The following is a 24,537-nucleotide window of genomic DNA, read 5'->3' as shown; positions in this document are numbered from 1 at the left end:
TCCTCAGAGAAGCCGTTCCCTCTTTATTATTAGTGTGAGCAATGCAAATGTGGAAATGGATACATCAGTGGGCAAGGCCGGAACGCCTTTACCAGCTATGCGGGCGACTCATTCCCGGCATGGCGATTGCCGCAGCCGGCGCGCTGCTGCTTGGCTGGGGATGGGGATTTGGCTTCGCCCCGGCTGATTACCAGCAGGGCAATAGCTTCCGGATTATGTACCTGCACGTGCCCGCTGCCATGTGGTCAATGGGGATCTACGCCGCCATGGCGATTGCCGCTTTTACCGGTCTGGTGTGGCAGCTGAAGATGGCTGACCTGGCCGCCGCCGCGATGGCGCCGGTGGGGGCCGCCTTTACCTTTATTGCGCTGATTACCGGCTCTGCATGGGGCAAACCGATGTGGGGAACCTGGTGGATCTGGGATGCGCGCCTCACCTCAGAGCTGGTGCTGCTGTTCCTTTATATGGGCGCGATGGCACTCTGGCTCGCCTTTGACGATCGCCGCACGGCGGGCCGCGCCGCCGGTATCCTGATCCTCGTCGGCGTGGTGAACCTGCCGATTATTCATTTTTCTGTCCAGTGGTGGAACACGCTGCATCAGGGTTCATCCGGTCTGCTGCAGCAGGCGATCGATCCCTCTATGCGCACGCCGCTGCGCTGGTCGATTCTCGGCTATCTGCTGCTGTTTATTACGCTGACGCTGATGCGGCTGCGTAACCTGATTTTACTGACCGAACGGCATCGACCGTGGGCTATCGCGCTGGCACAGCAGGGAGAAAAAGCATGAGTCCGGCCTTCTCCTCATGGAGTGAATTCTTTGCTATGGGCGGCTACGCCTTTTTTGTCTGGCTGTCGGTTGCCTGCACCCTGATCCCGCTACTGGGCCTGGTGCTGCATACGCTGCTGCAGCGGCGTCGTCTGCTGGCGGAGATCCGTCAGCGTCAGGCGCGGGAGCTGCGTGTGCGTGCGGCACAGACTAAACAGCGCGCGCGCGCTGCCGGGGAGGCAGGATGAATCTCCGTCGTCGCAACCGCCTTTTGGTGGTGCTGGCTATTCTTACCGGCCTTGGCCTGGCGACCGCGCTGGTGATGTATGCCCTGCGCTCAAACATCGATCTGTTCTATACGCCGGGCGAGATTATCAACGGCAAAGGCGACGCGCAGCTGAAGCCGGAGGCGGGACAGCGTCTGCGCGTGGGCGGCATGGTGATGCCAGGCAGCGTAAAGCGCGATCCGCAGTCGCTGGCGGTAACCTTCAGCCTGTATGACGCCAGAGGCGTGGTCAGCGTCAGCTATAACGGCATCCTGCCCGATCTCTTCCGCGAAGGGCAGGGGGTAGTGGCACAGGGCGTACTGCAGGTGGGCAATGTCATCAGCGCCCGGGAAGTGCTGGCAAAACATGACGAAAAATATACGCCGCCGGAAATTCAGGACGCCATGAATACCAATCATACCCGCGCCGCAGTGCGCTATCAGCCGGCGGGTAATCAGCCATGATGCCGGAAATCGGAACCTTTCTGCTCTGCCTGGCGCTGGGCCTGGCACTGCTGCTGAGTATTTACCCGCTGTGGGGCGCCGCGCGTCAGGATGCGCGGCTGATGACGCTCGCGCGACCGCTGACCTGGGGCATGTTTTTAGCCATTGCCGCTGCCTTTATGGTGCTGGTGCACGCATTTGTGGTGAACGATTTCACCGTTGCGTACGTCGCGACAAATTCAAATACGCTGCTGCCGGTCTATTACCGCATCGCCGCAACCTGGGGTGCGCATGAAGGATCGCTGCTGCTGTGGGTGCTGCTGCTCAGCAGCTGGTCGCTGGCGGTGGCGATTTTCAGCCGCGAGATGCCGCGCGATGCGCTGGCGCGCGTGCTGGCGGTAATGGGGATGATCAACGCCGGTTTTCTGCTGTTTATCCTGCTGACCTCCAACCCGTTTGCCCGCACGCTGCCTGATTTCCCCATCGACGGCGGCGATCTTAACCCGATGCTGCAGGATATCGGCCTGATCTTCCATCCGCCGCTGCTCTATATGGGCTATGTCGGTTTCTCGGTCGCCTTCGCCTTTGCCATCGCCTCGCTGATGACCGGACGGCTGGATACCGCCTGGGCGCGCTGGTCGCGCCCCTGGACCACCGCCGCATGGGTGTTTCTGACCATCGGTATCGTGCTGGGCTCGGCGTGGGCCTATTATGAGCTGGGCTGGGGCGGCTGGTGGTTCTGGGACCCGGTGGAAAACGCCTCGTTTATGCCGTGGCTGGCCGGAACCGCGCTGATGCACTCGCTGGCGGTAACGGAAAAGCGCGGCAGCTTCAAAGCCTGGACCGTGCTGCTGGCGATCGCGACATTTTCGCTCAGCCTGCTCGGCACTTTTCTGGTGCGCTCCGGCGTGCTGGTCTCGGTGCACACCTTTGCTTCCGATCCGGCGCGCGGGATGTTTATTCTCGCTTTTCTGATCATCGTGATTGGCAGCTCGCTGCTGCTCTATGCGCTGCGCGGCGGGCAGGTACGCAGCCGCGTGCAGAGTGAAATCTGGTCGCGGGAATCGTTTCTGCTGGGCAATAACGTGCTGCTGATTGCGGCAATGCTGGTGGTCCTGCTGGGTACGCTGCTGCCGCTGGTGCACAAGCAGCTGGGGCTGGGCAGTATCTCCGTGGGAGAACCCTTCTTTAATACGCTGTTCAGCTGGCTGATGGCGCCGTTTGCGCTGCTGCTCGGTATTGGTCCGCTGGTGCGCTGGCGGCGCGATGAGCCGCAAAAGCTGTGGAAGCGGCTGAGCGCCGGGCTGGTGGTCACGCTGCTGCTCTCTGTTCTGCTGCCGTGGCTGCTGGAAGATCGCATTGAAGCGATGACGGTAACCGGGCTGCTGATGGCGATCTGGGTCACGCTGCTGACGCTGATGGAGCTGCATGAGCGCGCGACCCACCGGCATAGCCTGCTGAAAGGGCTGCGGCACCTGTCGCGCAGCCACTGGGGCATGGTGCTGGGGCATCTGGGCGTAGCGGTAACGGTAGTAGGCATCGCGTTCAGCACCCAGTACAGCGTTGAGCGCGATGTGCGCATGAAGGCGGGCGACAGCATCGATATCCATCGCTATCACTTTGTGTTCCGCGACGTGCATAACCTGCAGGGGCCTAACTACAGCGGCGGCGTGGCGATCATCGATGTCACCCGCGATGGCAAACCGGAGGCGGTACTGCGGGCGGAAAAACGGTTTTATACCGCCGCTCGCACCATGATGACCGAAGCGGCGATCAGCGGCGGATTTACCCGAGATCTCTATGCCGCACTCGGTGAGGAGCTGGATAACGGCGCCTGGGCCGTGCGCCTCTACTACAAACCCTTTGTCCGCTGGATCTGGTTTGGCGGCCTGTTTATGGCGGCAGGCGGCCTGCTCTGCCTGCTGGATCCGCGTTATCGCGCGCGGAAAAAAATTGCGCGTGAGGAGCGGGCATGAGTAAAAAAATTCTCTTTATTCCCCTGGCGCTGTTTCTGCTGCTGGCGGCAGCGCTGCTGTGGCAGCTGTCACGTAATGCGCAGGGTGACAATCCCTCCCGGCTTGAGTCAGCCCTGACGGGCAAACCGGTGCCACAGTTCAGACTGGAAGCGCTGGATCAGCCAGGCAAAATCTACAGCCAGCAGATCCTTACCGATGGTCAGCCGCTGCTGCTCAACGTCTGGGCAACCTGGTGTCCGACCTGCCGCGCTGAGCATCACTATCTGAACCGGCTGGCGGAGCAGGGCGTGCGCGTGGTTGGCCTCAACTATAAAGATGACCGTACGAAAGCGATAAACTGGCTTAATACGCTGGGCAACCCTTACGCGCTGAGCCTCTACGACGGCAGCGGCATGCTGGGGCTGGACCTCGGTGTCTACGGTGCGCCGGAAACCTTTCTTATCGATGGCCACGGCATTATTCGTTATCGCCACGCCGGCGATATGAACGAGCGCGTCTGGAATGAAGAAGTTAAACCGCTGTGGGAAAAATATAGCCGGGAGGCGGGGGCATGAGCAGGCTGCTTATGGCGCTGACGGCGCTGCTGCTTACGCTCAGCGTCCGGGCCGCCACCACGGATACCCTGCAGTTTACCTCGCTGCAGCAGGAGGATCAGTACCGGGCGATCACCGCCTCTCTGCGCTGCCCGAAATGCCAGAACAACAGCATTGCAGATTCAAACGCCATGATTGCCGCTGATATGCGCCTGAAAGTCTATGAGCTGATGCAGCAGGGCAAGAGCCGGCAGCAGATAGTGGATTACATGGTGGCGCGCTACGGTCACTTTGTTACTTACGATCCGCCGCTGACGCCCGCGACGCTGATTTTATGGGCCGGTCCGGCGCTGTTTGTGCTGCTGGGCGGCGGGGTGATCCTGCTGCGTAACCGCCGCGCGCGTGAAACGACTGAACTGAATGACGATGAACAACAGCGCCTGGCGGCGATTCTGGAACGTAACGGGAAGCCGTAATGATTGTATTTTGCACGACTCTGATCGTCTTACTGGCGGCTGCGGTAGCGCTGTTTCTGGCTGCGGGGTGGCGTCAGCGTGAACACCATGCTGGTGAACGCGACCGCCTCAACACCGCTTTTTATCAGCAGCGCCTGCGCGAGCTGCAGCGCGATGAAACGGAAGGCGTGGTGGCAGACCGCGCACAGATGGAGCGCGATCTGCAGCAGATGCTGCTGACTGACGTCACTGACGGGCAGCACGTCCCGGCGCGGCAGAGCAGCCGCTGGGTACTGCTGCCGGGCGTGATCCTGCTGCTGCTGGTGACAACCGGGGTCTATCTGCAAACCGGCGGCTACGCCCAGCTGGCCGGCTGGATCGCTGTTCAGCGTGACTATCCGGCGCTGCGCGCCCGCGTAATGGATCCGGATGCGCAGCCGCTGACGATGGAGGAGCTGGCGCGCCTGCAGCTGGGACTGCGCACGGCGCTGCAGCAGACACCCGGCAGCGCCGATGAGTGGGCGATGCTGGGGCGGCTTGGTATGGTGCTGAACAATGCTACAGCTGCCGGACAGGCGTTTGAGCGCGCGCTGCAGCGTGCGCCTGACAGCCTGGAGCTGCAGCAGGATTACGCCGAAGTCCTGACGCGTTCCGGCGATCCGCAGGATAACCGGCAGGCGAGCGTGCTGCTGCATGCGCTGCTGAAACGGGATCGCGCTAATCTGCGCACGCTTAGCCTGCTGGCGTTCAACGCATCTGAGCAGCAGAACTATACTGAAGCGCTTGACGCGTGGCGCGCCATGCTGGCGTTGCTGCCTGCCGGCGATCCGCGCATAACGCTGATTCAGCGCAGCATTGAACAGGCGAAAACCGCCGCCGGGCAGCAGGCGGTTGCGCTGAGCCTGACGGTAAAGCTGTCGCCGCCGGCAGAAAAAATGTTGCCGCCGGACGGAGTGTTGTATATTTCTGTATCTGACGGTGTTTCACCGGTGCCCGTGGCCGTTAAGCGCCTGCCGCTTAGCCACTTTCCGCTATCGCTTACGCTGGATGACAGCAACGCTATGATGCCCGATCGCCTGCTTTCGGCGCAGCATCAGGTTCAGGTCAGAGTGCGTATTGCCCGCGACGGCAGCGCAAATCCTCAGGCCGGGGACTGGTTCGGGCTCAGTGCTATTACCTCGTGGGAGGGTCACCAGCCGCTGACTGTTGAGATCAATCAGCAGCAGCCCTGAAGCGCTACATTTATCATCCGCACAGGGAGAAGAACATGAATAACCGCCTGACCAGTCTGGCACTGGCCAGTTTACTTCTGGTGGGATGCGCCAGCTCAAAACCGGCGGATGACGCCGCCCCGGCGCAGCGCAGCGATCCGCTGGAAGGTTTTAACCGTACGATGTTCAATTTTAATTACAACGTACTTGATCCTTATGTGGTGCGCCCGGTGGCGGTAGCCTGGCGCGACTATGTACCGGTACCGGCGCGTACCGGCATGAGTAATTTTCTCGGCAACCTGAATGAACCTGCCAGCATGGTGAACTCTATTCTGGTGGGCGAACCGCGTCAGGCCGGGATCCACTTCACGCGTTTCTTCCTGAATACCGTACTGGGTCTGGGCGGCTTTATCGACGTTGCAGGCAAAGCGAACCCGGCGCTGGCACGCGAGGTGCCGCATCGCTTTGGCAGTACGCTGGGACGTTATGGCGTCGGCTATGGCCCGTATGTGGTGCTGCCCGGCTACGGCAGTTTCACCGTGCGGCAGGATGGCGGTGACTATGTGGATACGCTCTATCCGGTGCTCAGCTGGCTGACCTGGCCGATGTCGATCGGTAAATGGGCGCTCGAGGGAGTAGAGACGCGTGCTCAGCTGCTGGATTCTGACGGGCTGCTGAAACAGCAGCAGGATCCTTACTCCTTTATCCGCAATGCCTATTTCCAGCGTAACGATTTTCTGGCCAATGGCGGCAAGCTGAAGCCGGAGGAGAATCCAAACGCCAGCGCGATACAAAACGATTTGCAGGATATCGACGCGCCGTAAAAAAAGGGCAACCCACCGGGTTGCCCTTATTACTTGTGCGGCAGGCGCCATCAGAACTTATAGTTAAAGCTTGCGCCGTAAAGCCAGGCTTTGCCTTCTGAGTTGAAGGTGTAAGGGGCTTCATTAACGGTAACGTGCTGACCATGCATATAAGATACGCCGACATCCACTGACGCTTCAGGCGTAAAGGCGTAAGACGCACCGGCGCTCAGCCACAGACGATCCTGATCCGGAATGGAGATAGAGCGTTTATCGGCCGGAACCGGGCTGTCATCGAAGGCGATACCGGTCCGGAAGGTCCAGCGATCGTCATAGAAGTAGGTGGTACCCAGCGCAATGCGATAGGCATCTTTAAAGCTCTCATCTTTCTGGAACAGTGTCTGGCCGCGGCTGCCGGTGGCTTTCAGCTCCTGGAACTGGCTCCAGCTGGTATAGGCAAGGCTGTAGTGCACTGCCCACTGCGGCGCAACTTTATGCCAGCCGGAGACTTCCCACATTTCCGGCAGGTTCAGGGTCAGGTAGCCAGGCACCGTTGAGCCGCCGGTACCGCCAAACGCCGCCGGGATATCGTTTTTATAATTGCCGTCAAAGTCGACTTTTACCTCAGAGCGGTAGGTAAAGCCGAAACGGTTGTTTTTATCCACTTCATACAGCACGCCGGCGTTCCAGCCATAGCCCCATTCATTGCCTTTAAGATGTGCGACCTGCAGATCGGACGGGAAGCCCACTGCCGGGCCAGCTTCACCGGCATAACGCTCAATTTTGGCACGGGCATAAACCGCATCAAAGCCAACGCCAACGCTCAGGTGCTCGTTCAGACGATAGGCGGTGCTGAGATTAAGATTAGCGGTCATCAGATCGGTTTTACCGCCATAGCCTCCTGCGGCATAACCATTATTAAACTCAGTGGCCAGGCCATAGTTTGAGGTTGCTGATGCGCCAACCCACCACCGATCGGTGAGTGGCTGAACGTAGTGAATATTTGGCACCCACTGATTAGGCGCAATGTTATTCGCGTCCAGGCTGTTGCCGGTGAGCGGACTGCGTCCGCTGATATCCACTTCAGGATCGATATAGACTGCGCCGATGGAGAACATCGGGCTATCCATCAGTGCCATGGTGGCGGGGTTGCGACTGGCCGATGCTGCTGTGTCACCCATCGCGCCTTCACCTGAATAAGCGCGACCTAATCCAATTGCTGAGAATTCGTTAAGTTGAAAGCCTGCGGCGTAAACCTGGGAGGAGACGAGCGCCACTGCAGCTGCCACAGCTGACTTTGCAAACAGGTTCTTATGGTTCATGACCACAACCTCATCAAAATTATTATTAAACGTTGTCACGTCGCGTAACAAAGGACGGCGGATTGTAGGGACTGAGACTAAACAGACATATCAGACCAGTGCGACGAGTATAGGTCTGACCTGTGTGTAAGTTGCAATAATGTTTTTCAAATATTACAGACTTGATCGATAAAATCAGATCTGCTTAACAATTTCTTTATACTGCGCCGTCAGCATACCGGCTCAGGTTTGTTTTGGATCAAATTTTATTGTGATATTCGTCACTTAGCGACGCAATGATAGAGGAAGCTGGCCTGCAGGCGTACACTTTCTGACAGAAAATCTCTCTTATAGCGTCCGCTTTTTAGCCGGAGTAACTTCATGAGTCAGACCATTAATAAATGCAGTGCCCGCGAGACCGCTGCCTGCTGCTGTGTGGATACGGGCATTGTGATTGATAACAGCGACCGCAGCGCCCGCTGGTCAGCGCTGTTTCCCGACCGGCAGGCTGCCGAAGCAATGCTGTTAACGCTGACGGAGAAAGCGCAGCAAACCGCCTCGGAACCCTGTGAGATTGCGTCACAATTTACCTCAGAGCCGGAAGGTATACGCCTGAACGCTGAATTTACCTTTGCCTGTCAGGCTGAAGCGCTGATTTTCCAGCTCGCCCTGCGCTAATCCTGCATCGCCGTCACTCCGCGACGGCGAATCGCTATTTTCGTGTTTTTCCTCGCACTTTTTTCTCCTGGTTATTGGCGAGCCGTCGCCGGATGGTTAACACTGACGATCAGGTCAGACCTCTCTGGCAATAGTGTCAGATCGTCAGTTACAGGGGAAAAGCATGAGCAGAGCGCAGCCGTTGCTGACGCGTCAGGGCGAACGTATCGCTATCACTCACGGGCTGCGTACGCCTTTTGTCCGGCAGGCGAGCGATTTCCACGGCATTCCGGCGCTGGAGCTGGGGCGTATGGTGGTCAGCGAACTGCTGGTGCGCAGCGAACTGCCGGTTGAGGTGATCGATCAGCTGGTGTTTGGTCAGGTGATACAGATGCCCGAAGCGCCAAATATTGCGCGCGAAATTGTGCTAAGCAGCGGGATGAGCGTGCACACGGATGCCTACAGCGTCAGTCGCGCCTGTGCAACCAGCTTTCAGGCCGTCGCTAACGTCGCGGAGAGCCTGATGGCGGGCACTATCGATGCCGGAGTTGCCGGCGGCGCAGACTCCTCCTCCGTGTTACCGATTGGCGTCAGCAAAACGCTGGCGCGTGCGCTGGTCGATCTGAACCGGGCGCGGACAGTGGGCAAAAAGCTGCAGATCCTGCGGCGTCTGCGCCCGCGCGATCTGCTGCCGGTGCCGCCTGCCGTGGCGGAGTATTCAACCGGACTGCGCATGGGAGATACGGCTGAACAGATGGCTAAAACCTGGGGTATTACGCGTGAGCAGCAGGATGCGCTTGCCCTGCGCTCACACCAGCGTGCCGCGCAGGCCTGGCAGAGCGGCGTACTGCAGCAGGAGGTGATGCCCGCCTTTGTGCCGCCGTGGAAAGCGCCGGTTGAGCAGGACAACACCATCCGCTTTAACGCCAGCGCGGCCGATTATGCCCGACTGCGGCCCGCGTTTGACCGGCGTCACGGCTCGGTAACCGCAGCAAACAGTACGCCGCTGACGGATGGCGCGGCAGCCCTCATCCTGATGCGTGAAGGGCGCGCCCGCGAACTGGGGATAACGCCGCTGGGCTACCTGCGCAGCTACGCGTTTACCGCCATTGATGTGCAGACCGACATGCTGCTGGGCCCGGCTTACGCCTCGCCGCTGGCGCTGGATCGTGCTGGCGTCACGCTGCGTGATTTAACGCTGATTGACATGCATGAAGCCTTTGCCGCGCAGACGTTAGCCAACCTGAAGCTGTTCAGCGATGCGCGCTTTGCGCGTGAGGTGCTTAACCGGCCGCAGGCGCTGGGAGAGGTCGATGATGAGCGCTTTAATGTGCTGGGCGGCTCCATCGCCTACGGGCATCCGTTTGCCGCCACCGGCGCCCGCATGATCGCCCAGACGCTGCATGAACTGCGGCGGCGTGGCGGCGGACTGGGGCTGGTAACCGCCTGTGCGGCGGGCGGCTTAGGCACTGCAATGGTTCTGGAGGCTGAATAATGCAGCACACCGCGTTTGAGTTAACCCTGCGCCCGGATCATGTTGGTGTGATCACCATCGATGTGCCGGGTGAAAAAATGAATACGCTGCGCGCTGAGTTTGCCGCGCAGATCCGCACGGTAATCGCCGCCGCCCGTCAGCATCCGCAGCTGGCGGGTCTGGTACTCATTTCCGGCAAAGCGGACAATTTTATTGCGGGTGCTGATATCAGCATGATTGACCGCTGTCACTCACCAGCTGAAGCGCAGGCGCTGGCGAAGCAGGGGCAGGAGGTGATGGCGGAGATTGCCGCGCTGCCGTTTCCGGTTGTGGCGGCGATCCACGGCGCCTGTCTGGGGGGCGGGCTGGAGCTGGCGCTGGCGTGCGACGCCCGCATCTGTTCGCTGGATGAGAAGACCCGTCTTGGTCTGCCTGAAGTTCAGCTGGGCCTGCTGCCTGGTTCCGGCGGTACACAGCGGCTGCCGCAGTTGATTGGCGCAGAGCAGGCGCTGTCGCTGATACTGAGCGGTAAAGCACTGCGCGCCCGGCAGGCGCTTAAGCTGGGCCTGGTCGATGATGCGGTGCCGCCGGCAATTTTACTGGCAACGGCGGTGGCGCGCGTTCATAAAGGAAAGGGCGCGGCGCGGACGTTGCCACAGCGGGCGCGCCTGATGCAGGGCTTCCTGGGGCGGCCGCTGCTGTTTGCGCTGGCAAAGCGCCAGACGGCTAAAAAAACACACGGTAACTATCCGGCGACCGGGCGCATTCTGCAGGTGGTGCGCATCGGGCTGGAGCAGGGCAGCCGGGCGGGACATGAGGCTGAAGCGCAGGCGTTTGGTGAGCTGGCGCTCACGCCGGAATCGGCGGCGCTGCGCAGCCTGTTTTTCGCGTCTACCGCGCTGAAAAAAGCCGCCGTGGCAGAGGGTAAAGTACGCACGCTGCAGCAGGTGGGCGTGCTGGGCGGTGGTCTGATGGGTGGAGGGATCGCCAGCGTAACGGCGCTGAAAGCGGGACTGCCGGTGCGTATCAAAGATATCCAGCTCAGCGGAATCAATCACGCGCTGCGTTACAGCTGGGATCTGCTGACGAAAAAAGTCAGGCGGCGTCAGCTGAAACCTGCAGAGCGTCAGCAGCAGATGGCGCGCATCAGCGGCGGTATCGACTATCAGGGCTTCAGCCGGCGCGATGTGGTCATTGAGGCGGTATTTGAAGATCTGGCGCTGAAGCAGCAGATGGTGGCGGAAATCGAGCAGCACTGTCAGCCCGACACCATTTTTGCCTCGAATACTTCCTCACTCGCTATCAGCGCCATCGCCGCGCAGGCGCAGCGGCCGCAAAATATCATCGGGCTGCACTACTTCAGTCCGGTAGATAAAATGCCGCTGGTGGAGGTGATCCCGCATGCGGCAACGTCAGCGGAAACGCTGGCTACCACGCTGCGGCTGGCGCAAAAACAGGGCAAAACTGCAGTAGTGGTAGCAGATCGCCCGGGCTTCTACGTTAACCGTATCCTCGCCCCCTATATCAACGAAGCGCTGCGCTGTCTGCTGGAGGGGGAACCCGTCGAACATATTGACCAGGCTCTGGTAAAAGCGGGTTTTCCGGTAGGGCCCTTGCAGCTGCTTGATGAAGTCGGTATCGACACCGGCAGTAAAATCAGCCCGCTGCTTGAGCAGGCTTATGGCGCGCGCTTTGCCGCACCGCAGGCCGCGGTTGATGCTATTCTCGCTGACGATCGCAAAGGACGAAAAAACCGGAAAGGGTTTTATCACTATGAGAAGAGACGCTGGCCCGGCGCGCGTAAAGCGGATCGCAGCCTCTATACGCTGCTCGCTTTGAAACCTGAGGCGCGCCAGAGTGAGCAGCAGATTGCTGAACGCTGCATGCTGATGCTGTTAAATGAGGCCGCGCGCTGTCTGGATGAGTCAGTGATCCGTTCGGCGCGCGATGGCGACGTTGCCGCGGTATTCGGCATCGGTTTTCCCCCATTTCTCGGCGGACCGTTCCGTTATATGGATCGATACGGCAGCGCTGCGCTTGTGGAGAGACTTACGGCCCTCGCGCAGCAGCATGGCGATCGCTTTGCCCCGTGCGAGGCGCTGCTGAAGCGGGCAGAAAGCGGCGCCCATTTTTACATTTAATCACATTCAGCAAGAGCGGTGCATATTCAGCCGCTTAGCAGAGCAGATGGAGTAGAGGTCAGCCGGTACCGATTTAGCGGGCGCTTATTTAATGAGCAACCGGTTGACTATACTGAAGCCATTGGGGTAAAACACAGCCTTCATTCGCAGAATGAAGCGTCTGGTGCCGTGGTACCGGGCGATATCGACCAACAACAGCGGTGCTTTATGCAAGTTTTTATCATGCGTCATGGCGATGCAGCTCTGGAAGCCGCGAGCGATTCTGCTCGCCCCCTTACGCTGTGCGGCTGTAACGAATCACGTCAGATGGCGAGCTGGCTCAACAGCCAGACGCCGGATATCGGAAGGGTGCTGGTCAGCCCCTATCTGCGCGCCGGGCAGACGCTCGCCACGGTGCGCGAGGCACTGGATTTGCCGCATAACCAGGACGTTCTTCCTGAACTGACGCCGGGCGGCGATCCGGGGCAGGTCGCATTGCATTTGCAGGCGCTGGCGGTGCAGGGCGTGAAAGCCGTGCTGGTGATTTCGCATCTGCCGCTGGTCGGATACCTGGTTTCTGAGCTGTGCCCGCAGGAAGCGCCGCCCATGTTCGCCACGTCGGCTATCGCCTGTATCGATTTTAATGCTGATGAGTGCGAGGGTAAGCTTTTGTGGCAGGTGAGTCCGGCCAGGCTCGCTAAAGCTATCTGATTCCCCTTCATACTTCAGGCTGCAGCTGCGTTGGCTGCGCGCCTTCACCCCGGTCACTTACTGATGTAAGCTCCCGGGGATTCATTTACTTGCCGCCTTGCTGCAACCTGAATTATTTCGGGGAATACGCGCGTACAGGCTGCAGCCGCACTGGCTGCGCGCCTTCACCCCGGTCACTTACTGATGTAAGCTCCCAGGGATTCATTTACTTGCCGCCTTGCTGCAACCTGCCACCTCATCTGCTAAGGCAGTTCGGGCGGTTGCCACTCTTCTACCTCAATCAGCACCAGCAGTGCGGCGTCGCCGCCGAACATTTTGGGTGCCTGGTGAAACGCCATCACATGCGGGTGCTGCGCCAGCCATAGCGGCGTCTGCTGTTTAAGAATATGTTTTCCGTGGCCGGTCATGACGCTGGCGCAAAAAATGTGTTCGCGACGGCAGGCGGCGATGAGTGCGCCCAGCTCCTGCTTCGCCTGCATCTGCGTCAGCCCGTGCAGGTCGAGAAAAATTTCCGGCGTATAGTCGCCGCGACGCAGCTTTTTCAGTTCATAGTGGCTGACGTCAGCACGTACGTAGCGCACCGGCCCGTCGCTGGAGAGCAGCGGCTGAAACTCATCGGAAAAATAGTGGCTGTTGTCAGCCTGTTCGGAAAGCAGACGTTTCAGCGGAACTTCCCGGGTTTTAACCGCAGGTTTATGTACGATAGTGTCCTGTTTCAGCTTGCGCGTCCCGATCATTAACTGACGAAACAGCGCCTGATCGTCGTCGTTCAGCGGCGTCTTTTTACTCATGGCGGGAAAATTCTTTCAACGTTGCAGTTTACCGGGCTGTTACCTTACCGCTAAGCGCTGACAAATGTCAGCTTTTTCGCCTCGCTGCGCTGAATTCTGGCCCGCTTCGTGGCAAACTATCGGCCGATTGATTTTATGGCCTGCGGAGGGCTACGTGGACAAGATTTTCGTCGATGAGGCAGTAAACGAACTGCACACTATTCAGGATATGTTGCGCTGGGCCGTCAGCCGTTTTTCAGCGGCTGGCATCTGGTACGGTCACGGCACGGATAATCCCTGGGACGAAGCGGTCCAGCTGGTTCTGCCCACTCTGTGGCTGCCGCTCGATATTCCTGAAGATATGCGCCATGCGCGCCTGACCGCCAGTGAACGGCACCGTATCGTTGAGCGGGTGATCCGCCGCGTGAATGAGCGCATTCCGGTCGCTTACCTGACCAACAAAGCCTGGTTCTGCGGACATGAGTTCTACGTGGATGAACGGGTGCTGGTTCCGCGTTCACCCATTGGCGAGCTGATTGAAAGCCGCTTTGCTGGTCTGATCCCCGGCCAGCCACAGCATATTCTGGATATGTGTACCGGCAGCGGCTGCATCGCTATCGCCTGCGCCTATGCCTTTCCTGAAGCGGAAGTGGATGCGGTCGATATCTCCCATGACGCGCTGGCCGTGGCGGAACAAAACATTGAAGAGCATGGTCTGCTGCATCACGTCACGCCGATTCGCGCCGATCTGTTCCGCAACCTGCCGCCGGTAAAATATGACCTGATCGTCACCAACCCGCCGTATGTGGACGCGGAAGATATGGGCGATCTGCCTGGCGAATATCATCATGAACCGGAACTTGGCCTGGCAGCTGGCAGCGATGGCCTGAAGCTGGTACGCCGCATTCTCGCCTGCGCGCCTGACTATCTCAGCGAGCAGGGCGTGCTGATTTGTGAAGTCGGCAACAGCATGGTGCATATGATCGAGCAATATCCTGACGTGCCTTTCACCTGGCTGGAGTTTGATAACGGCGGCGACGGCGTCTTTATGCTGACGCGCGATCAGATCGTGGCAGCGCAGCACCATTTCTCCTTTTTTAAAGATTAATTTGCGGCGCGCCTGAGCGCCCGCACTATGGCAACAAGGAGCCATCATGGCCGGAAACAGCATTGGACAACTTTTTCGCGTTACCACGTTTGGCGAGTCGCACGGTCTTGCGCTGGGCTGCATCGTTGACGGCGTGCCGCCCGGTATTCCGCTGACTGAAGCCGATATCCAGCACGATCTCGATCGCCGCCGTCCCGGCACCTCGCGCTATACCACCCAGCGTCGCGAGCCGGATCAGGTGAAAATTTTGTCTGGTGTGTTTGAAGGGGTCACTACTGGCACCTCTATCGGCCTGTTAATCGAGAACACCGATCAGCGTTCGCAGGATTACGGCGCGATTAAAGATCTGTTCCGGCCTGGCCACGCGGATTACACCTATGAGCAGAAGTATGGTCTGCGCGACTATCGCGGAGGCGGACGCTCTTCAGCACGCGAAACCGCTATGCGCGTGGCCGCCGGTGCCATCGCCAAAAAATATCTGCAGCAGCAGCACGGTGTCGTGGTGCGTGGCTATCTGGCGCAGATTGGCGACGTCGCCTGCGAGCTGAAAGACTGGAGCATCGTTGAAGAGAATCCGTTTTTCTGTCCGGACGCCAGCAAGCTGGAGGCGCTGGATACGCTGATGCGCGCCCTGAAGAAAGAGGGCGACTCTATCGGCGCGAAAGTGACCGTGATGGCGGAAAACGTGCCACCGGGCCTCGGTGAGCCGGTGTTCGATCGTCTCGATGCCGATCTGGCGCATGCGCTGATGAGCATCAACGCCGTTAAAGGCGTAGAGATTGGCGATGGCTTTGCTGTCGTTAACCAGCGCGGCAGCGAGCATCGCGACGAAATTCGCGCCAGTGGCTTTCAGAGCAATCACGCCGGCGGTATCCTTGGCGGCATCAGCAGCGGGCAGACCATCAGCGCCAACCTGGCGATGAAACCGACCTCCAGCATTACCGTACCGGGTAACACTATTACCCGCACGGGGGAGGAGGTGGAGATGATCACTAAAGGGCGTCACGATCCCTGCGTCGGCATTCGCGCCGTGCCCATTGCCGAAGCGATGATGGCGATTGTGCTGATGGATCACCTGTTACGCCAGCGCGGGCAAAACGCTGACGTTAACAGCAGCGTACCGCGCTGGTGAGCCTGATGATGCGCCGCGCTCTGCTCACTCTCGCCGCGCTGCTGGGTAGCGCGGCCGCCGTTGCCGCCACGCCGTGGCAGCAGATCCAGCACCCTGTCTCTGGTGCGCCGCAGTCGATTGGCGGCTTTGCCAATGGCTGTATCATCGGCGCGCAGGCGCTGCCGCTGGACGCGCCGGACTATCAGGTCATGCGTCAGGATCAGCGCCGCTACTATGGCCATCCCGATCTGATCGCTTTTATTCAGCGCCTCAGCACCCGCACCCGTCAGCTTCATCTGGGGCAGGTGCTGATTGGCGATATGGGAATGGCGGCCGGTGGACGTTTCAGCAGCGGCCACGCCAGTCATCAGACCGGACTGGATGTGGATATCTGGCTGCAGCTGCCAAAAAACCGCTGGAGCGCACAGCAGCTGCTGAAGCCGCAGCCGCTGGATCTGGTGGCGCCGGACGATAAACAGGTGATCGCCCGTCACTGGCAGCCGCAAATTGATAGCCTGATCAAGCTGGCCGCGAAAGACAGCGACGTCACGCGAATTTTTGTGAATCCGGCGATCAAAAAGCAGCTCTGTGCCGATGCCGGCAGCGATCGCGAATGGCTGCATAAAGTTCGCCCGTGGTTTGCGCATCGGGCGCATATGCATGTGCGCCTGCGCTGTCCGGCCGGCAGCCTGGAGTGCGAAGATCAGGCGCCACCGCCGCCGGGCGACGGCTGCGGTGCGGAGCTTGAGAGCTGGTTCCTGCCGAAAAAGCCCGGCAGCACGCCACCGGTAAAAAAAGCCCCGCCGCCGCTGCCGCCATCCTGCCAGGCGCTGCTGGATAACCACCGGCTCTGAGTACCTCTCCCGGCGCGCAACGGCTATTGCCCCGCGCCGGGCTTGTCTGCTACCTGCTGCGAGAAGTGAAATGGACCTTTTTATCGTCAGCCCGCTTATCCTTGGCGTACTGTTTTTTGTTGCCATACTGGCCGCTTTTATCGACTCCATTGCCGGCGGCGGGGGATTGCTGACCGTTCCTTCGCTGCTGGCGGCGGGGCTGTCACCGGCGCAGGCGCTGGCGACTAACAAGCTGCAGTCGGTTGGCGGCTCTTTCTCCGCCAGCCTCTATTTTGTCCGCCGTGGCGCCGTAAACCTGCGTGACCAGCGGCTGAACATCGCGATGACGTTTCTCGGCGCGGTCGGCGGCACGCTGCTGATCCAGCATATTCAGGCGGATATTCTGCGTCAGATCCTGCCGCTGCTGCTTATCGCCATCGGACTCTGGTTCCTGCTGATGCCGCGGCTGGGAGAAGTGGATCGCGAGCATCGTCTGCAGGGCGTGGCGTTTGCGCTGGTGGGCGGCGGCTGTGTGGGCTTCTATGATGGCTTCTTCGGCCCGGGAGCCGGCTCCTTCTATGCGCTCGCCTTTGTCACGCTTTGCGGTTTCAATCTCGCCAAAGCGACGGCGCATGCCAAAGTGCTGAATTTCACCTCCAACTTTGCCAGCCTGCTGTTCTTTATGTTTGGCGGCAAACTGGTGTGGGGAACCGGCGTAGTGATGCTGCTCGGCGCATTTATCGGAGCACGGCTTGGTGCGCGGCTGGTGCTGAGCCGTGGCCAGCGGCTGATCCGTCCGATGGTCGTGACCGTTTCTGCGGTCATGAGCGCCAAACTGCTGTGGGACAGCCACGGGGCTGAAGTACTGGCCTGGTTTGCCGCAGGATAAACCGACTCGTCAAATCGCGCCGCTGGTGCGACAATGGCGCCAGATGATTAACTGACAGATGACTATGCCGACAGAACACCACTATCAGCAGCTGATCGACATCTTCGACGGCTGCTTTGCTGAGACTTTTAAGACGCGTCTAATTAAAGGCGATGACGAACCGATTTATCTTCCGGCAGATGCGGAATCACCCTGGCACCGCGTAGTTTTTGCCCATGGATTTTACGCCAGCGCGCTGCATGAAATTTCGCACTGGTGTATTGCGGGCGACGCGCGTCGTCAGCAGGTTGATTTTGGCTACTGGTACTGCCCTGACGGGCGTGATGCGCAGACGCAGAGCCAGTTTGAAGCGGTTGAAGTAAAACCGCAGGCGCTGGAGTGGCTGTTCTGCGTTGCGGCGGGCTTCCCCTTTAATGTCAGCTGTGACAATCTCGAAGGCGATTGTGAACCCGATCGCATTGCGTTTCAGCGCCGGGTCCATGCCCAGGTGATGCACTATCTGGAGCAGGGGATCCCGGCTCGCCCGGCACAGTTTATTACGGCGCTGAACCGCTATTATGGTACGCCAGCGCTCACTGCAGCGCAGTTTCCGTGGCCGGAAACGCTTTAATTCGCCTGCTTAAAATGAAAGGAATGAGAGATGATCGTAGAATTTGAGTCCCGCATTCTGGCGCTGATTGACGATATGGTCGACCACGCCAGTGATGATGAGCTGTTTGCCAGTGGTTATCTGCGCGGCCATTTGACGCTGGCGGTTGCGGAGATTGAGCAGAGCGGCGAACACACGCCGGAAGCGCTGCAGATTGTCGTCTCCCGGAGCCTGCAGAATGCTATTGCCGCCGGTGAACTCTCACCACGCGATCAGGCGCTGGTCGTCGGCATGTGGGATAACCTGTTTAGCCAGGCACGTCAGACCGCCTGATGCGCGGGGCGACTTTTCGCCCCGGCTCTCAGCGTCCCGCTTTTTTTCCCTTCAGCAATTTACGCACCCAGTAGCGGTTCGGATTCAGCGCCGCCAGCGTTGCGGCATCAAGCGGCTGCGGCTCACCGCTCATTTGTGCCGCCAGCACTTCAGCTGCCAGCGGCGCGCTGCAGAGCCCGCGCGATCCCAGTGCGCCCAGCACAAACAGCCCGTTATAGTGCGGGGCTTCAGCAATCTTCTCTCCGCGGGCGCGCTGTCCCGGCAGGTCAGCATACTGCGCCAGCGTGGCAGCGTAGTCCGGCAGGCTGCCGCTCATCGGCAGATGATCGCGCGTGGCGCAGCGCACGCCCACCCGCGCCTCGTTATCACTGAGATCAACCTGCTGCGGCCAGGCGGCCTGCGGCAGGCACGCCATCAGACGCTGACGATTGCTCTGCTGATCGTCGGCACGGAAAGCAGTTGCGGTATCACCGCGATGATAGCTGGCGCCGATGCAGTGGGTGCCAAACGTCGGGCTGACGGGTGTCAGATAGCCATCGTAACAGAGCACGCTCTGCAGGTTTGCCAGCGCGGCGGAGGAGAGCGCATGGCTTACCTGCCCGGCGACCGGGTAGACCGGCAGATCCTGGCTCTGCTCCAGCGTCCGCAGCGCATGCCCGTTGGCCAGTACGACATTCTGATGCTGCACGGCGGCCCGGTCGGAAAAGTGCAGCGTCCAGCCGTTTTCATGCGGCGCCAGCTGCGTAACCCGGTGCAGCCAGTGCGGGTGCAGGCCCTGCGTCTGCGCCTGATCCAGCAGGTTGCTGGTAAGCTGGGAAGGAGAGATCCATCCGCCACGCGGATAGCAGATGCCGCCCATACCCAGCGCAACGCCCGCCAGCTGCTCCGCCTCGGCCGGTGAGACGCCGTAAGCGATATCCGCCGGCAGCGCCAGGGCCAGCATCTGCGCAATCTTATCGGCGCTTTTTTCATCCCAGGCCAGCTGCAGCACCCCGCACCAGCTCTGTTCAGCACGCTCCGGCAGGCTATCGTAAAGACGACGCGCGAAGCTGAAAGCGGCGGGGAAAAACTGCGCCAGCGCGGGATCGTGCTGGTTCAGTAAGGGGTAGAGCGCTGCCTGACGATTGCCGGATGCACCCAGTGCCGGGGCCTCATCGGCGCAGTAGAGCGTCACGCGCCAGCCGCGGCGCAGTAATGCCAGCGCCAGCAGCGCACTGGCGACGCCGCCGCCAATGATGGCGACATCCTGGCCCGCTGCTGCAGGCCGCGCATACCACGGCTGCACGGCTGGCAGCGGCACCGCATGTGCCAGCGTGCCGGTCAGCATTTCGCGCTTATGCGCAAAGCCTTTACGTTTACTGATGGTGAATCCCGCTTCCTGCAGGCCACGCCTGACAAAGCCCGCAGCGGTAAAGGTCGCCAGCGTTCCTCCGGCGCGCGCCAGCCGCGCCAGAGCGCTGAACAGCGCCGGGGTCCACATATCCGGGTTTTTAGCCGGCGCAAACCCGTCCAGAAACCAGGCGTCAACCTGGCCCTGCAGGCTCTCATCAAACTCTGTTATCAGCGTATTAATGTCGCCAAACCAGAGATCAAGCGTGACCCGGCCACCGTCAAACAGCAGCCGCTGACAGCCGGGCAGCGCCGACGGCCACTGCTGCTGCAGCTGCGTTGCCCACGGCGCCAGCTCCGGCCAGCGCGCCTGCGCGGCAGCGAGATCGGCCTGCGTCAGCGGATACTTTTCACAGCTGATAAAGTGCAGCCGCTGCAGCGCAGCCTCAGGCTGCTGCGCGCGAAACTGATCGAACGCCTGCCATAACGTGAGAAAGTTCAGACCGGTGCCAAAGCCGCTCTCCGCCACAATAAACAGATCGCGCGTATGCGTGCTGAAACGCTGCGGCAGCTGATTACCGCCGAGAAACACATAGCGGGTCTCTTCCAGTCCATTATCGTTAGAGAAGTAGACATCGTCGAACGCTCGGGAAACAGGTGTACCCTGATCGTTCCAGGTTAATTGCGCGTGTTCAACCGGGGATAATTTCACGGGAAAGGCTCATTTTTCAGGCAGTGGCGCGATTTTAGCGAGTGGCATCACATGACGCAAATTTACAAAAGGAAATGGCTGATCGGACTTGTTCGGCGTACAACTGTACGCTAGAGTGCACGTCAATCCAAAAAGATGTGGAATGAGGACTATTGAATGAAACGTGCAGTGATTACTGGCCTGGGTATCGTTTCCAGCATTGGTAATAACCAGCAGGAAGTGCTGGCTTCTCTGCGTGAAGGCCGTTCCGGTATCACTTTCTCCGAAGAGATGAAAGAAGCCGGTATGCGCAGCCACGTGTGGGGCAACGTCAAACTGGATACCAACGGGCTCATCGATCGCAAAATCGTGCGTTTCATGAGTGATGCCTCTATTTACGCCTATCTTTCTATGGCGGAAGCGGTTAAAGATTCAGGCCTGACTGACGAGCAGTATCAGAACAACCCGCGCGTGGGTCTGATCGCCGGTTCCGGCGGTGGTTCACCGCGCTATCAGGTGTTCGGTGCTGACGCTATGCGCGGCCCGCGCGGCCTGAAAGGCGTGGGTCCCTATGTTGTGACCAAAGCGATGGCCTCAGGTGTATCTGCCTGCCTCGCGACCCCGTTTAAAATTCACGGCGTGAACTACTCCATCAGCTCCGCCTGTGCTACCTCAGCACACTGCATCGGCAACGCCGTTGAGCAGATTCAGCTGGGCAAACAGGATGTGGTCTTTGCCGGTGGCGGTGAAGAGCTGACCTGGGAAATGTCCTGCGAGTTTGACGCGATGGGCGCACTCTCGACCAAATATAACGATGCGCCTGAGAAAGCATCACGCACCTATGATGCTAACCGTGACGGTTTTGTCATCGCCGGCGGCGGTGGCATGGTTGTGGTTGAAGAGCTGGAGCATGCGCTGGCACGTGGTGCGCATATCTATGCTGAGATTGTTGGCTACGGCGCAACGTCTGATGGCGCTGACATGGTTGCACCGTCAGGTGAAGGCGCGGTGCGCTGCATGAAGATGGCGATGCAGGGCCTCGATGCACCGATCGACTACCTGAACACGCACGGCACCTCCACGCCGGTTGGCGATGTGAAAGAGCTGGGCGCAATCCGTGAAGTGTTTGGTGACAACACCCCGTACATTTCAGCGACCAAAGCCATGACCGGTCACTCTCTGGGTGCTGCGGGCGTGCAGGAAGCGATCTACACCCTGCTGATGCTGGAGCATAGCTTTATCGCGCCGAGCATCAACATCGACGATCTGGATGAGGCCGCAGCAGGCATGAACATCGTGACGCAGCCAACGGAAAAAGCGCTGACCACGGTCATGTCCAACAGCTTCGGCTTTGGCGGTACCAACGCCACGCTGACCATGCGTAAATACCAGGGCTAAATCTGCCCGCGTCCCGTCATCCCCTGACGGAATATTACAGGCTGCCGTTATGGCAGCCTGACTTTCTCTGCTCAGCCTGAGCCGTTTTGACAACCCCGCTTTTACCTGCATACACTCCTGAATAATTTCCCTGCGCTATCGTCGCTGACAAGGAGTGCGCAAACATGACCGCTCACGCTCACGCGTCCGTATTGCCGCTCGCCTGTACCTCATTTGCCGTGTTTCTCAGCTATCTGACCGCCGGGCTGGCACTGCCGGTGATCCCGCTGTATGTGCATCAGGAGCTGGGCATGAGTAACCTGATGGTGGGCATTGCAACCGGCAGTCAGTTTATTGCTACCCTGTTAACGCGCGGTTTTGCCGGCCGGCGTGCGGATCAGCAGGGAGCACGCGCTACCACCCGCTTCGGTATGCTGACGATTGCGCTGACAGGGGCTGCTTATGCCGCCGCCGTGCTGCTGCCGGTCGCACCCGGCGTGCGCTTTATGCTGCTGATAGTGGCGCGTCTGCTGCTGGGCGCAGGGGAAAGCCTGCTGCTGACCGGTAACCTCACCTGGGGGCTGGGGCTGGCGGGAGCCAGGCGATCGGGTCTGGTCATGTCCTGGAACGGAATGGCGATTTATGGCGCGCTGGCGGCAGGCGCTCCGCTGGGCGTGCTGATGTATCAGCATGGCGGGCTGCTGGCTATCAGCGGCGCGGCGCTGCTGCTGCCGCTGCTGGCTCTGCTGGTTAACGGCTGGATCCGCGCGGTGCCGGTTGCCGGCGGCACGCGGCCATCGCTGTGGAGCGTTATCAGCGCCATTTTTTCGCCTGGGCTGGTGCTGGCGCTGCAGGGCGCCGGTTTCGCCGTAATCGGCACCTTTACCTCGCTCTATTTTGCTGCGCAGGCGTGGGGACACGCCGGCTTCGCCCTCACCGCCTTTGGCTGCGCTTTTACCGGAGTGCGGATCCTGTTTGGTCATCTGCCGGATCGCTATGGCGGGAGCCGGGTCGCACTGGTATCACTGCTGGTGGAAGCGCTGGGTCTGCTGCTGCTTGCCGTTGCCACCTCAGGGTGGCTGGCGCTGGCGGGGGCGGCCCTCACCGGCTGTGGCTGCTCGCTGATCTTTCCGTCGCTGGGGGTTGAAGTGGTGCGTCGCGTCGCGCCGCAGATACGCGGTACCGCACTGGGCGCATTTTCTGCCTTTCAGGATATCGCCTATGGGATCAGCGGCCCGCTAACCGGACTGCTGGCGACGGCGTCTGGCTATGGCGCCGTCTATCTGGCGGGCGCGCTCTGCGCCGTGGCTGGCTCCGTCATCACCTGGTGCTGCGTGCTTCGCGCGCCAGCAGCGTAACCAGCTTATCGCAGGCGCTGGCAATCTCAGCCGGCGTCAGCGCTGCAAAACCGAGCAGCCAGCCGGGCTGCGGTGCAGCCGTATGGCAGAGCGGTGAGAGAGGCGGCAGCAGCAGACCCGCAGCCGCGGCCCGCTGCGTCAGCGCTGCCTCGCTGCCCTGCAGCAGCGAGACGGCCAGCTGCAGACCACCGTTTGCCGGGAGCGGGCGCAGCCACGGCTGCATACGGCTATGAACCTCTTCCAGAAGCCGGTCGCGCCGGTAGTGATAGAGCTGCCGCATCAGCCGCAGATGGCTGGCAAAATGGCCCTGCTGCAGAAATTCAGCGGTGATAGCCTGCGGCAGCAGCGCGCTATGTCCGTCCAGCACGCTGCGCGCCCGACCCAGCGGCTCAGTCAGCTGCGGTGGTACCACCATCCACGCCAGTCGCAGGGAAGGAAACAGGGTTTTGGAAAATGTCCCTATCGATATGACCCTGCTGTCGCGCGCCATGCCCTGCAGCGCCGGGGCAGGCCGCTCACCGTAATGAAATTCGCTGTCGTAATCATCTTCAATCAGCCAGCTGTTATGCTGCTGCGCCCACGCCAGCCACTGCAGCCGCCGCGCCAGGCTCATCGCTAAACCGGTTGGATAGTGATGCCCTGGCGTCAGGTAAACCAGCCGGGCGCGACCGGAGAGCGGCACCGCACCCTGTTCATCCAGCGGCATCGCACGGCAGTGCGCGCCTGCGGCAAGAAAGGCGTTACGCGCCCCCGGATAGCCGGGATCTTCCAGCCAGACCTCATCATCCGGATCCAGTAGCAGCAGCGCCAGCAGCTGCAGCGCCTGCTGAGAACTGGTCAGGATGATGACCTGTTCCGGACGACAGCGCATACCGCGCGACAGGCTCAGATACTCCGAGACCGCCTCGCGCAGCGGCAGGTAGCCGAGCGGATCGCCGTAGCCCATCACGCGGCTGCCGAGCCGGCGCTGCACGCTGCTACTGATGCGCCGCCACTGTGTATGCGGAAAAGCCCGTAAATCGGGCGATCCGGCGGCAAACGCGGCGGGAAAGGGCGGATCCTGACAGCCGCCGGTCGCCAGCAGCTGCAGGCCACGCTGCGAGAAGTGCGGTGCCGGGCGGGTTGACGGCGTCTCTGGCGGCGGAGCCAGCGTAATCGCGACAAAAGTACCGCGTCCGGTATGGCGCTGCAGATAACCTTCGCTCTCCAGCTGCGCATAGGCTGCTTCCGCGGTTACGCGCGCGACTGACAGCTCTGCGGCCAGCTGACGGCTGGAGGGAAGCTTCTCACCGTGGCGCAGCTGACCGCTGACAATCGCCTGCCGCAGGGCGCGGCAGAGGCGCTCGCGTCGTCCACCCTGCGCCTGCTGCTGAAAAAGCGTAGCCAGTTCCTGATACATAATGGTCTTATTACTCTGACAGAAAGGGTCTCA

At 60.3% G+C, this 24,537-nt stretch carries 24 protein-coding genes; 20 read left to right on the top strand and 4 right to left on the bottom strand.

Features of this window, described 5'->3' with window-relative positions:
• Positions 1-47: 47 nt before the first annotated feature.
• From AC2CF9_RS05405 to mlaA, 8 genes are read left to right on the top strand one after another with little or no spacing between them, the layout of a single operon-like run.
• Entirely contained in the window at positions 48-788 is a 741-nt protein-coding gene (locus AC2CF9_RS05405) for a heme ABC transporter permease (RefSeq protein ID WP_150016572.1), read from the top strand.
• On the top strand, positions 785-1,015 hold the full coding sequence (ccmD, locus tag AC2CF9_RS05400) for a heme exporter protein CcmD (protein ID WP_150016571.1): 231 nt from the start codon (positions 785-787) through the stop codon (positions 1,013-1,015). Before AC2CF9_RS05405 ends, ccmD begins: the two co-directional genes overlap by 4 nt.
• Entirely contained in the window at positions 1,012-1,497 is a 486-nt protein-coding gene (ccmE, locus tag AC2CF9_RS05395) for a cytochrome c maturation protein CcmE (RefSeq protein ID WP_484556419.1), read from the top strand. The genes ccmD and ccmE overlap by 4 nt, the downstream gene beginning before the upstream one ends.
• A complete protein-coding gene (locus AC2CF9_RS05390) occupies positions 1,494-3,452 on the top strand; it encodes a heme lyase CcmF/NrfE family subunit (RefSeq protein ID WP_484556418.1) in 1,959 nt (652 codons plus the stop codon). The genes ccmE and AC2CF9_RS05390 overlap by 4 nt, the downstream gene beginning before the upstream one ends.
• Complete coding sequence (locus AC2CF9_RS05385) at positions 3,449-4,006, top strand: DsbE family thiol:disulfide interchange protein (RefSeq protein ID WP_484556417.1); 558 nt, start codon at positions 3,449-3,451, stop codon at positions 4,004-4,006. The genes AC2CF9_RS05390 and AC2CF9_RS05385 overlap by 4 nt, the downstream gene beginning before the upstream one ends.
• The gene (locus AC2CF9_RS05380) at positions 4,003-4,461 is read left to right on the top strand and encodes a cytochrome c-type biogenesis protein (RefSeq protein ID WP_484556416.1); all 459 of its coding nucleotides are present in this window, start codon (positions 4,003-4,005) and stop codon (positions 4,459-4,461) included. The genes AC2CF9_RS05385 and AC2CF9_RS05380 overlap by 4 nt, the downstream gene beginning before the upstream one ends.
• The gene (ccmI, locus tag AC2CF9_RS05375; protein WP_484556415.1) at positions 4,461-5,672 is read left to right on the top strand and encodes a c-type cytochrome biogenesis protein CcmI; all 1,212 of its coding nucleotides are present in this window, start codon (positions 4,461-4,463) and stop codon (positions 5,670-5,672) included. The genes AC2CF9_RS05380 and ccmI overlap by 1 nt, the downstream gene beginning before the upstream one ends.
• A 35-nt stretch (positions 5,673-5,707) precedes the next feature.
• Positions 5,708-6,475, top strand: coding sequence for a phospholipid-binding lipoprotein MlaA (gene mlaA, locus AC2CF9_RS05370; protein WP_039379156.1), 768 nt, complete (start codon positions 5,708-5,710; stop codon positions 6,473-6,475).
• A gap of 50 nt (positions 6,476-6,525) precedes the next feature.
• Here the strand turns inward: mlaA and fadL are convergent, their stop codons facing one another.
• Positions 6,526-7,776 (bottom strand): long-chain fatty acid transporter FadL, encoded by a 1,251-nt coding sequence (gene fadL / locus AC2CF9_RS05365; protein ID WP_071668097.1) that lies wholly within the window; start codon positions 7,774-7,776, stop codon positions 6,526-6,528.
• Between the two features lie 360 nt (positions 7,777-8,136).
• Here fadL and AC2CF9_RS05360 point away from each other — a divergent pair, with 360 nt between their 5' ends.
• The 4 genes from AC2CF9_RS05360 (at position 8,137) to sixA (ending at position 12,717) form a co-directional block, all read left to right on the top strand.
• Positions 8,137-8,433 carry a YfcZ/YiiS family protein gene (locus AC2CF9_RS05360; RefSeq protein ID WP_484556414.1) on the top strand — a complete coding sequence of 99 codons (297 nt, stop codon included), beginning with the start codon at positions 8,137-8,139 and terminating at the stop codon, positions 8,431-8,433.
• A 163-nt stretch (positions 8,434-8,596) separates the two neighbouring features.
• The gene (gene fadI, locus AC2CF9_RS05355; protein ID WP_484556413.1) at positions 8,597-9,907 is read left to right on the top strand and encodes an acetyl-CoA C-acyltransferase FadI; all 1,311 of its coding nucleotides are present in this window, start codon (positions 8,597-8,599) and stop codon (positions 9,905-9,907) included.
• Positions 9,907-12,027, top strand: coding sequence for a fatty acid oxidation complex subunit alpha FadJ (gene fadJ, locus AC2CF9_RS05350; protein WP_484556412.1), 2,121 nt, complete (start codon positions 9,907-9,909; stop codon positions 12,025-12,027). Before fadI ends, fadJ begins: the two co-directional genes overlap by 1 nt.
• 207 nt (positions 12,028-12,234) lie before the next feature.
• Complete coding sequence (gene sixA / locus AC2CF9_RS05345; protein WP_150016563.1) at positions 12,235-12,717, top strand: phosphohistidine phosphatase SixA; 483 nt, start codon at positions 12,235-12,237, stop codon at positions 12,715-12,717.
• A gap of 242 nt (positions 12,718-12,959) precedes the next feature.
• Here the strand turns inward: sixA and smrB are convergent, their stop codons facing one another.
• Entirely contained in the window at positions 12,960-13,508 is a 549-nt protein-coding gene (gene smrB, locus AC2CF9_RS05340; protein WP_039379153.1) for an endonuclease SmrB, read from the bottom strand.
• 154 nt (positions 13,509-13,662) lie between these two features.
• Here smrB and prmB point away from each other — a divergent pair, with 154 nt between their 5' ends.
• From prmB to AC2CF9_RS05310, 6 genes are all read left to right on the top strand, one after another.
• Positions 13,663-14,595 (top strand): 50S ribosomal protein L3 N(5)-glutamine methyltransferase, encoded by a 933-nt coding sequence (gene prmB / locus AC2CF9_RS05335; protein ID WP_150016562.1) that lies wholly within the window; start codon positions 13,663-13,665, stop codon positions 14,593-14,595.
• 46 nt (positions 14,596-14,641) lie between these two features.
• Positions 14,642-15,727: a chorismate synthase gene (gene aroC / locus AC2CF9_RS05330; protein WP_484556411.1), complete on the top strand. Its 1,086-nt coding sequence runs from the start codon at positions 14,642-14,644 to the stop codon at positions 15,725-15,727.
• Positions 15,728-15,735: 8 nt separating this feature from the next.
• Positions 15,736-16,560, top strand: a complete 825-nt coding sequence (gene mepA / locus AC2CF9_RS05325) for a penicillin-insensitive murein endopeptidase (protein WP_150016639.1) — start codon at positions 15,736-15,738, stop codon at positions 16,558-16,560.
• A 70-nt stretch (positions 16,561-16,630) separates the two neighbouring features.
• Positions 16,631-17,428 (top strand): sulfite exporter TauE/SafE family protein, encoded by a 798-nt coding sequence (locus AC2CF9_RS05320; RefSeq protein ID WP_150016561.1) that lies wholly within the window; start codon positions 16,631-16,633, stop codon positions 17,426-17,428.
• Between the two features lie 64 nt (positions 17,429-17,492).
• Complete coding sequence (locus AC2CF9_RS05315; RefSeq protein ID WP_150016638.1) at positions 17,493-18,038, top strand: elongation factor P hydroxylase; 546 nt, start codon at positions 17,493-17,495, stop codon at positions 18,036-18,038.
• Between the two features lie 30 nt (positions 18,039-18,068).
• The gene (locus AC2CF9_RS05310) at positions 18,069-18,350 is read left to right on the top strand and encodes a YfcL family protein (protein WP_039379145.1); all 282 of its coding nucleotides are present in this window, start codon (positions 18,069-18,071) and stop codon (positions 18,348-18,350) included.
• Between the two features lie 28 nt (positions 18,351-18,378).
• Here AC2CF9_RS05310 and mnmC read toward each other — a convergent pair whose 3' ends face one another.
• Positions 18,379-20,391, bottom strand: a complete 2,013-nt coding sequence (gene mnmC, locus AC2CF9_RS05305) for a bifunctional tRNA (5-methylaminomethyl-2-thiouridine)(34)-methyltransferase MnmC2/FAD-dependent 5-carboxymethylaminomethyl-2-thiouridine(34) oxidoreductase MnmC1 (RefSeq protein WP_484556410.1) — start codon at positions 20,389-20,391, stop codon at positions 18,379-18,381.
• A gap of 156 nt (positions 20,392-20,547) precedes the next feature.
• Between mnmC and fabB the strand changes: the two genes are divergently transcribed.
• Entirely contained in the window at positions 20,548-21,768 is a 1,221-nt protein-coding gene (gene fabB, locus AC2CF9_RS05300) for a beta-ketoacyl-ACP synthase I (protein WP_071668065.1), read from the top strand.
• 164 nt (positions 21,769-21,932) lie between these two features.
• On the top strand, positions 21,933-23,105 hold the full coding sequence (locus tag AC2CF9_RS05295; protein ID WP_484556409.1) for an arabinose transporter: 1,173 nt from the start codon (positions 21,933-21,935) through the stop codon (positions 23,103-23,105).
• On the opposite strand, the gene pdxR is transcribed toward AC2CF9_RS05295, so the two are convergent.
• A complete protein-coding gene (gene pdxR, locus AC2CF9_RS05290; RefSeq protein ID WP_484556408.1) occupies positions 23,068-24,504 on the bottom strand; it encodes a MocR-like pyridoxine biosynthesis transcription factor PdxR in 1,437 nt (478 codons plus the stop codon). The genes AC2CF9_RS05295 and pdxR overlap by 38 nt on opposite strands.
• Between the last annotated feature and the right edge of the window lie 33 nt (positions 24,505-24,537).

This window comes from Pantoea sp. SYBGC1, from assembly GCF_057197005.1.
Note: the sequence above shows the minus strand (reverse complement) of the source record. Positions and strands in the feature narration are given on the sequence as shown.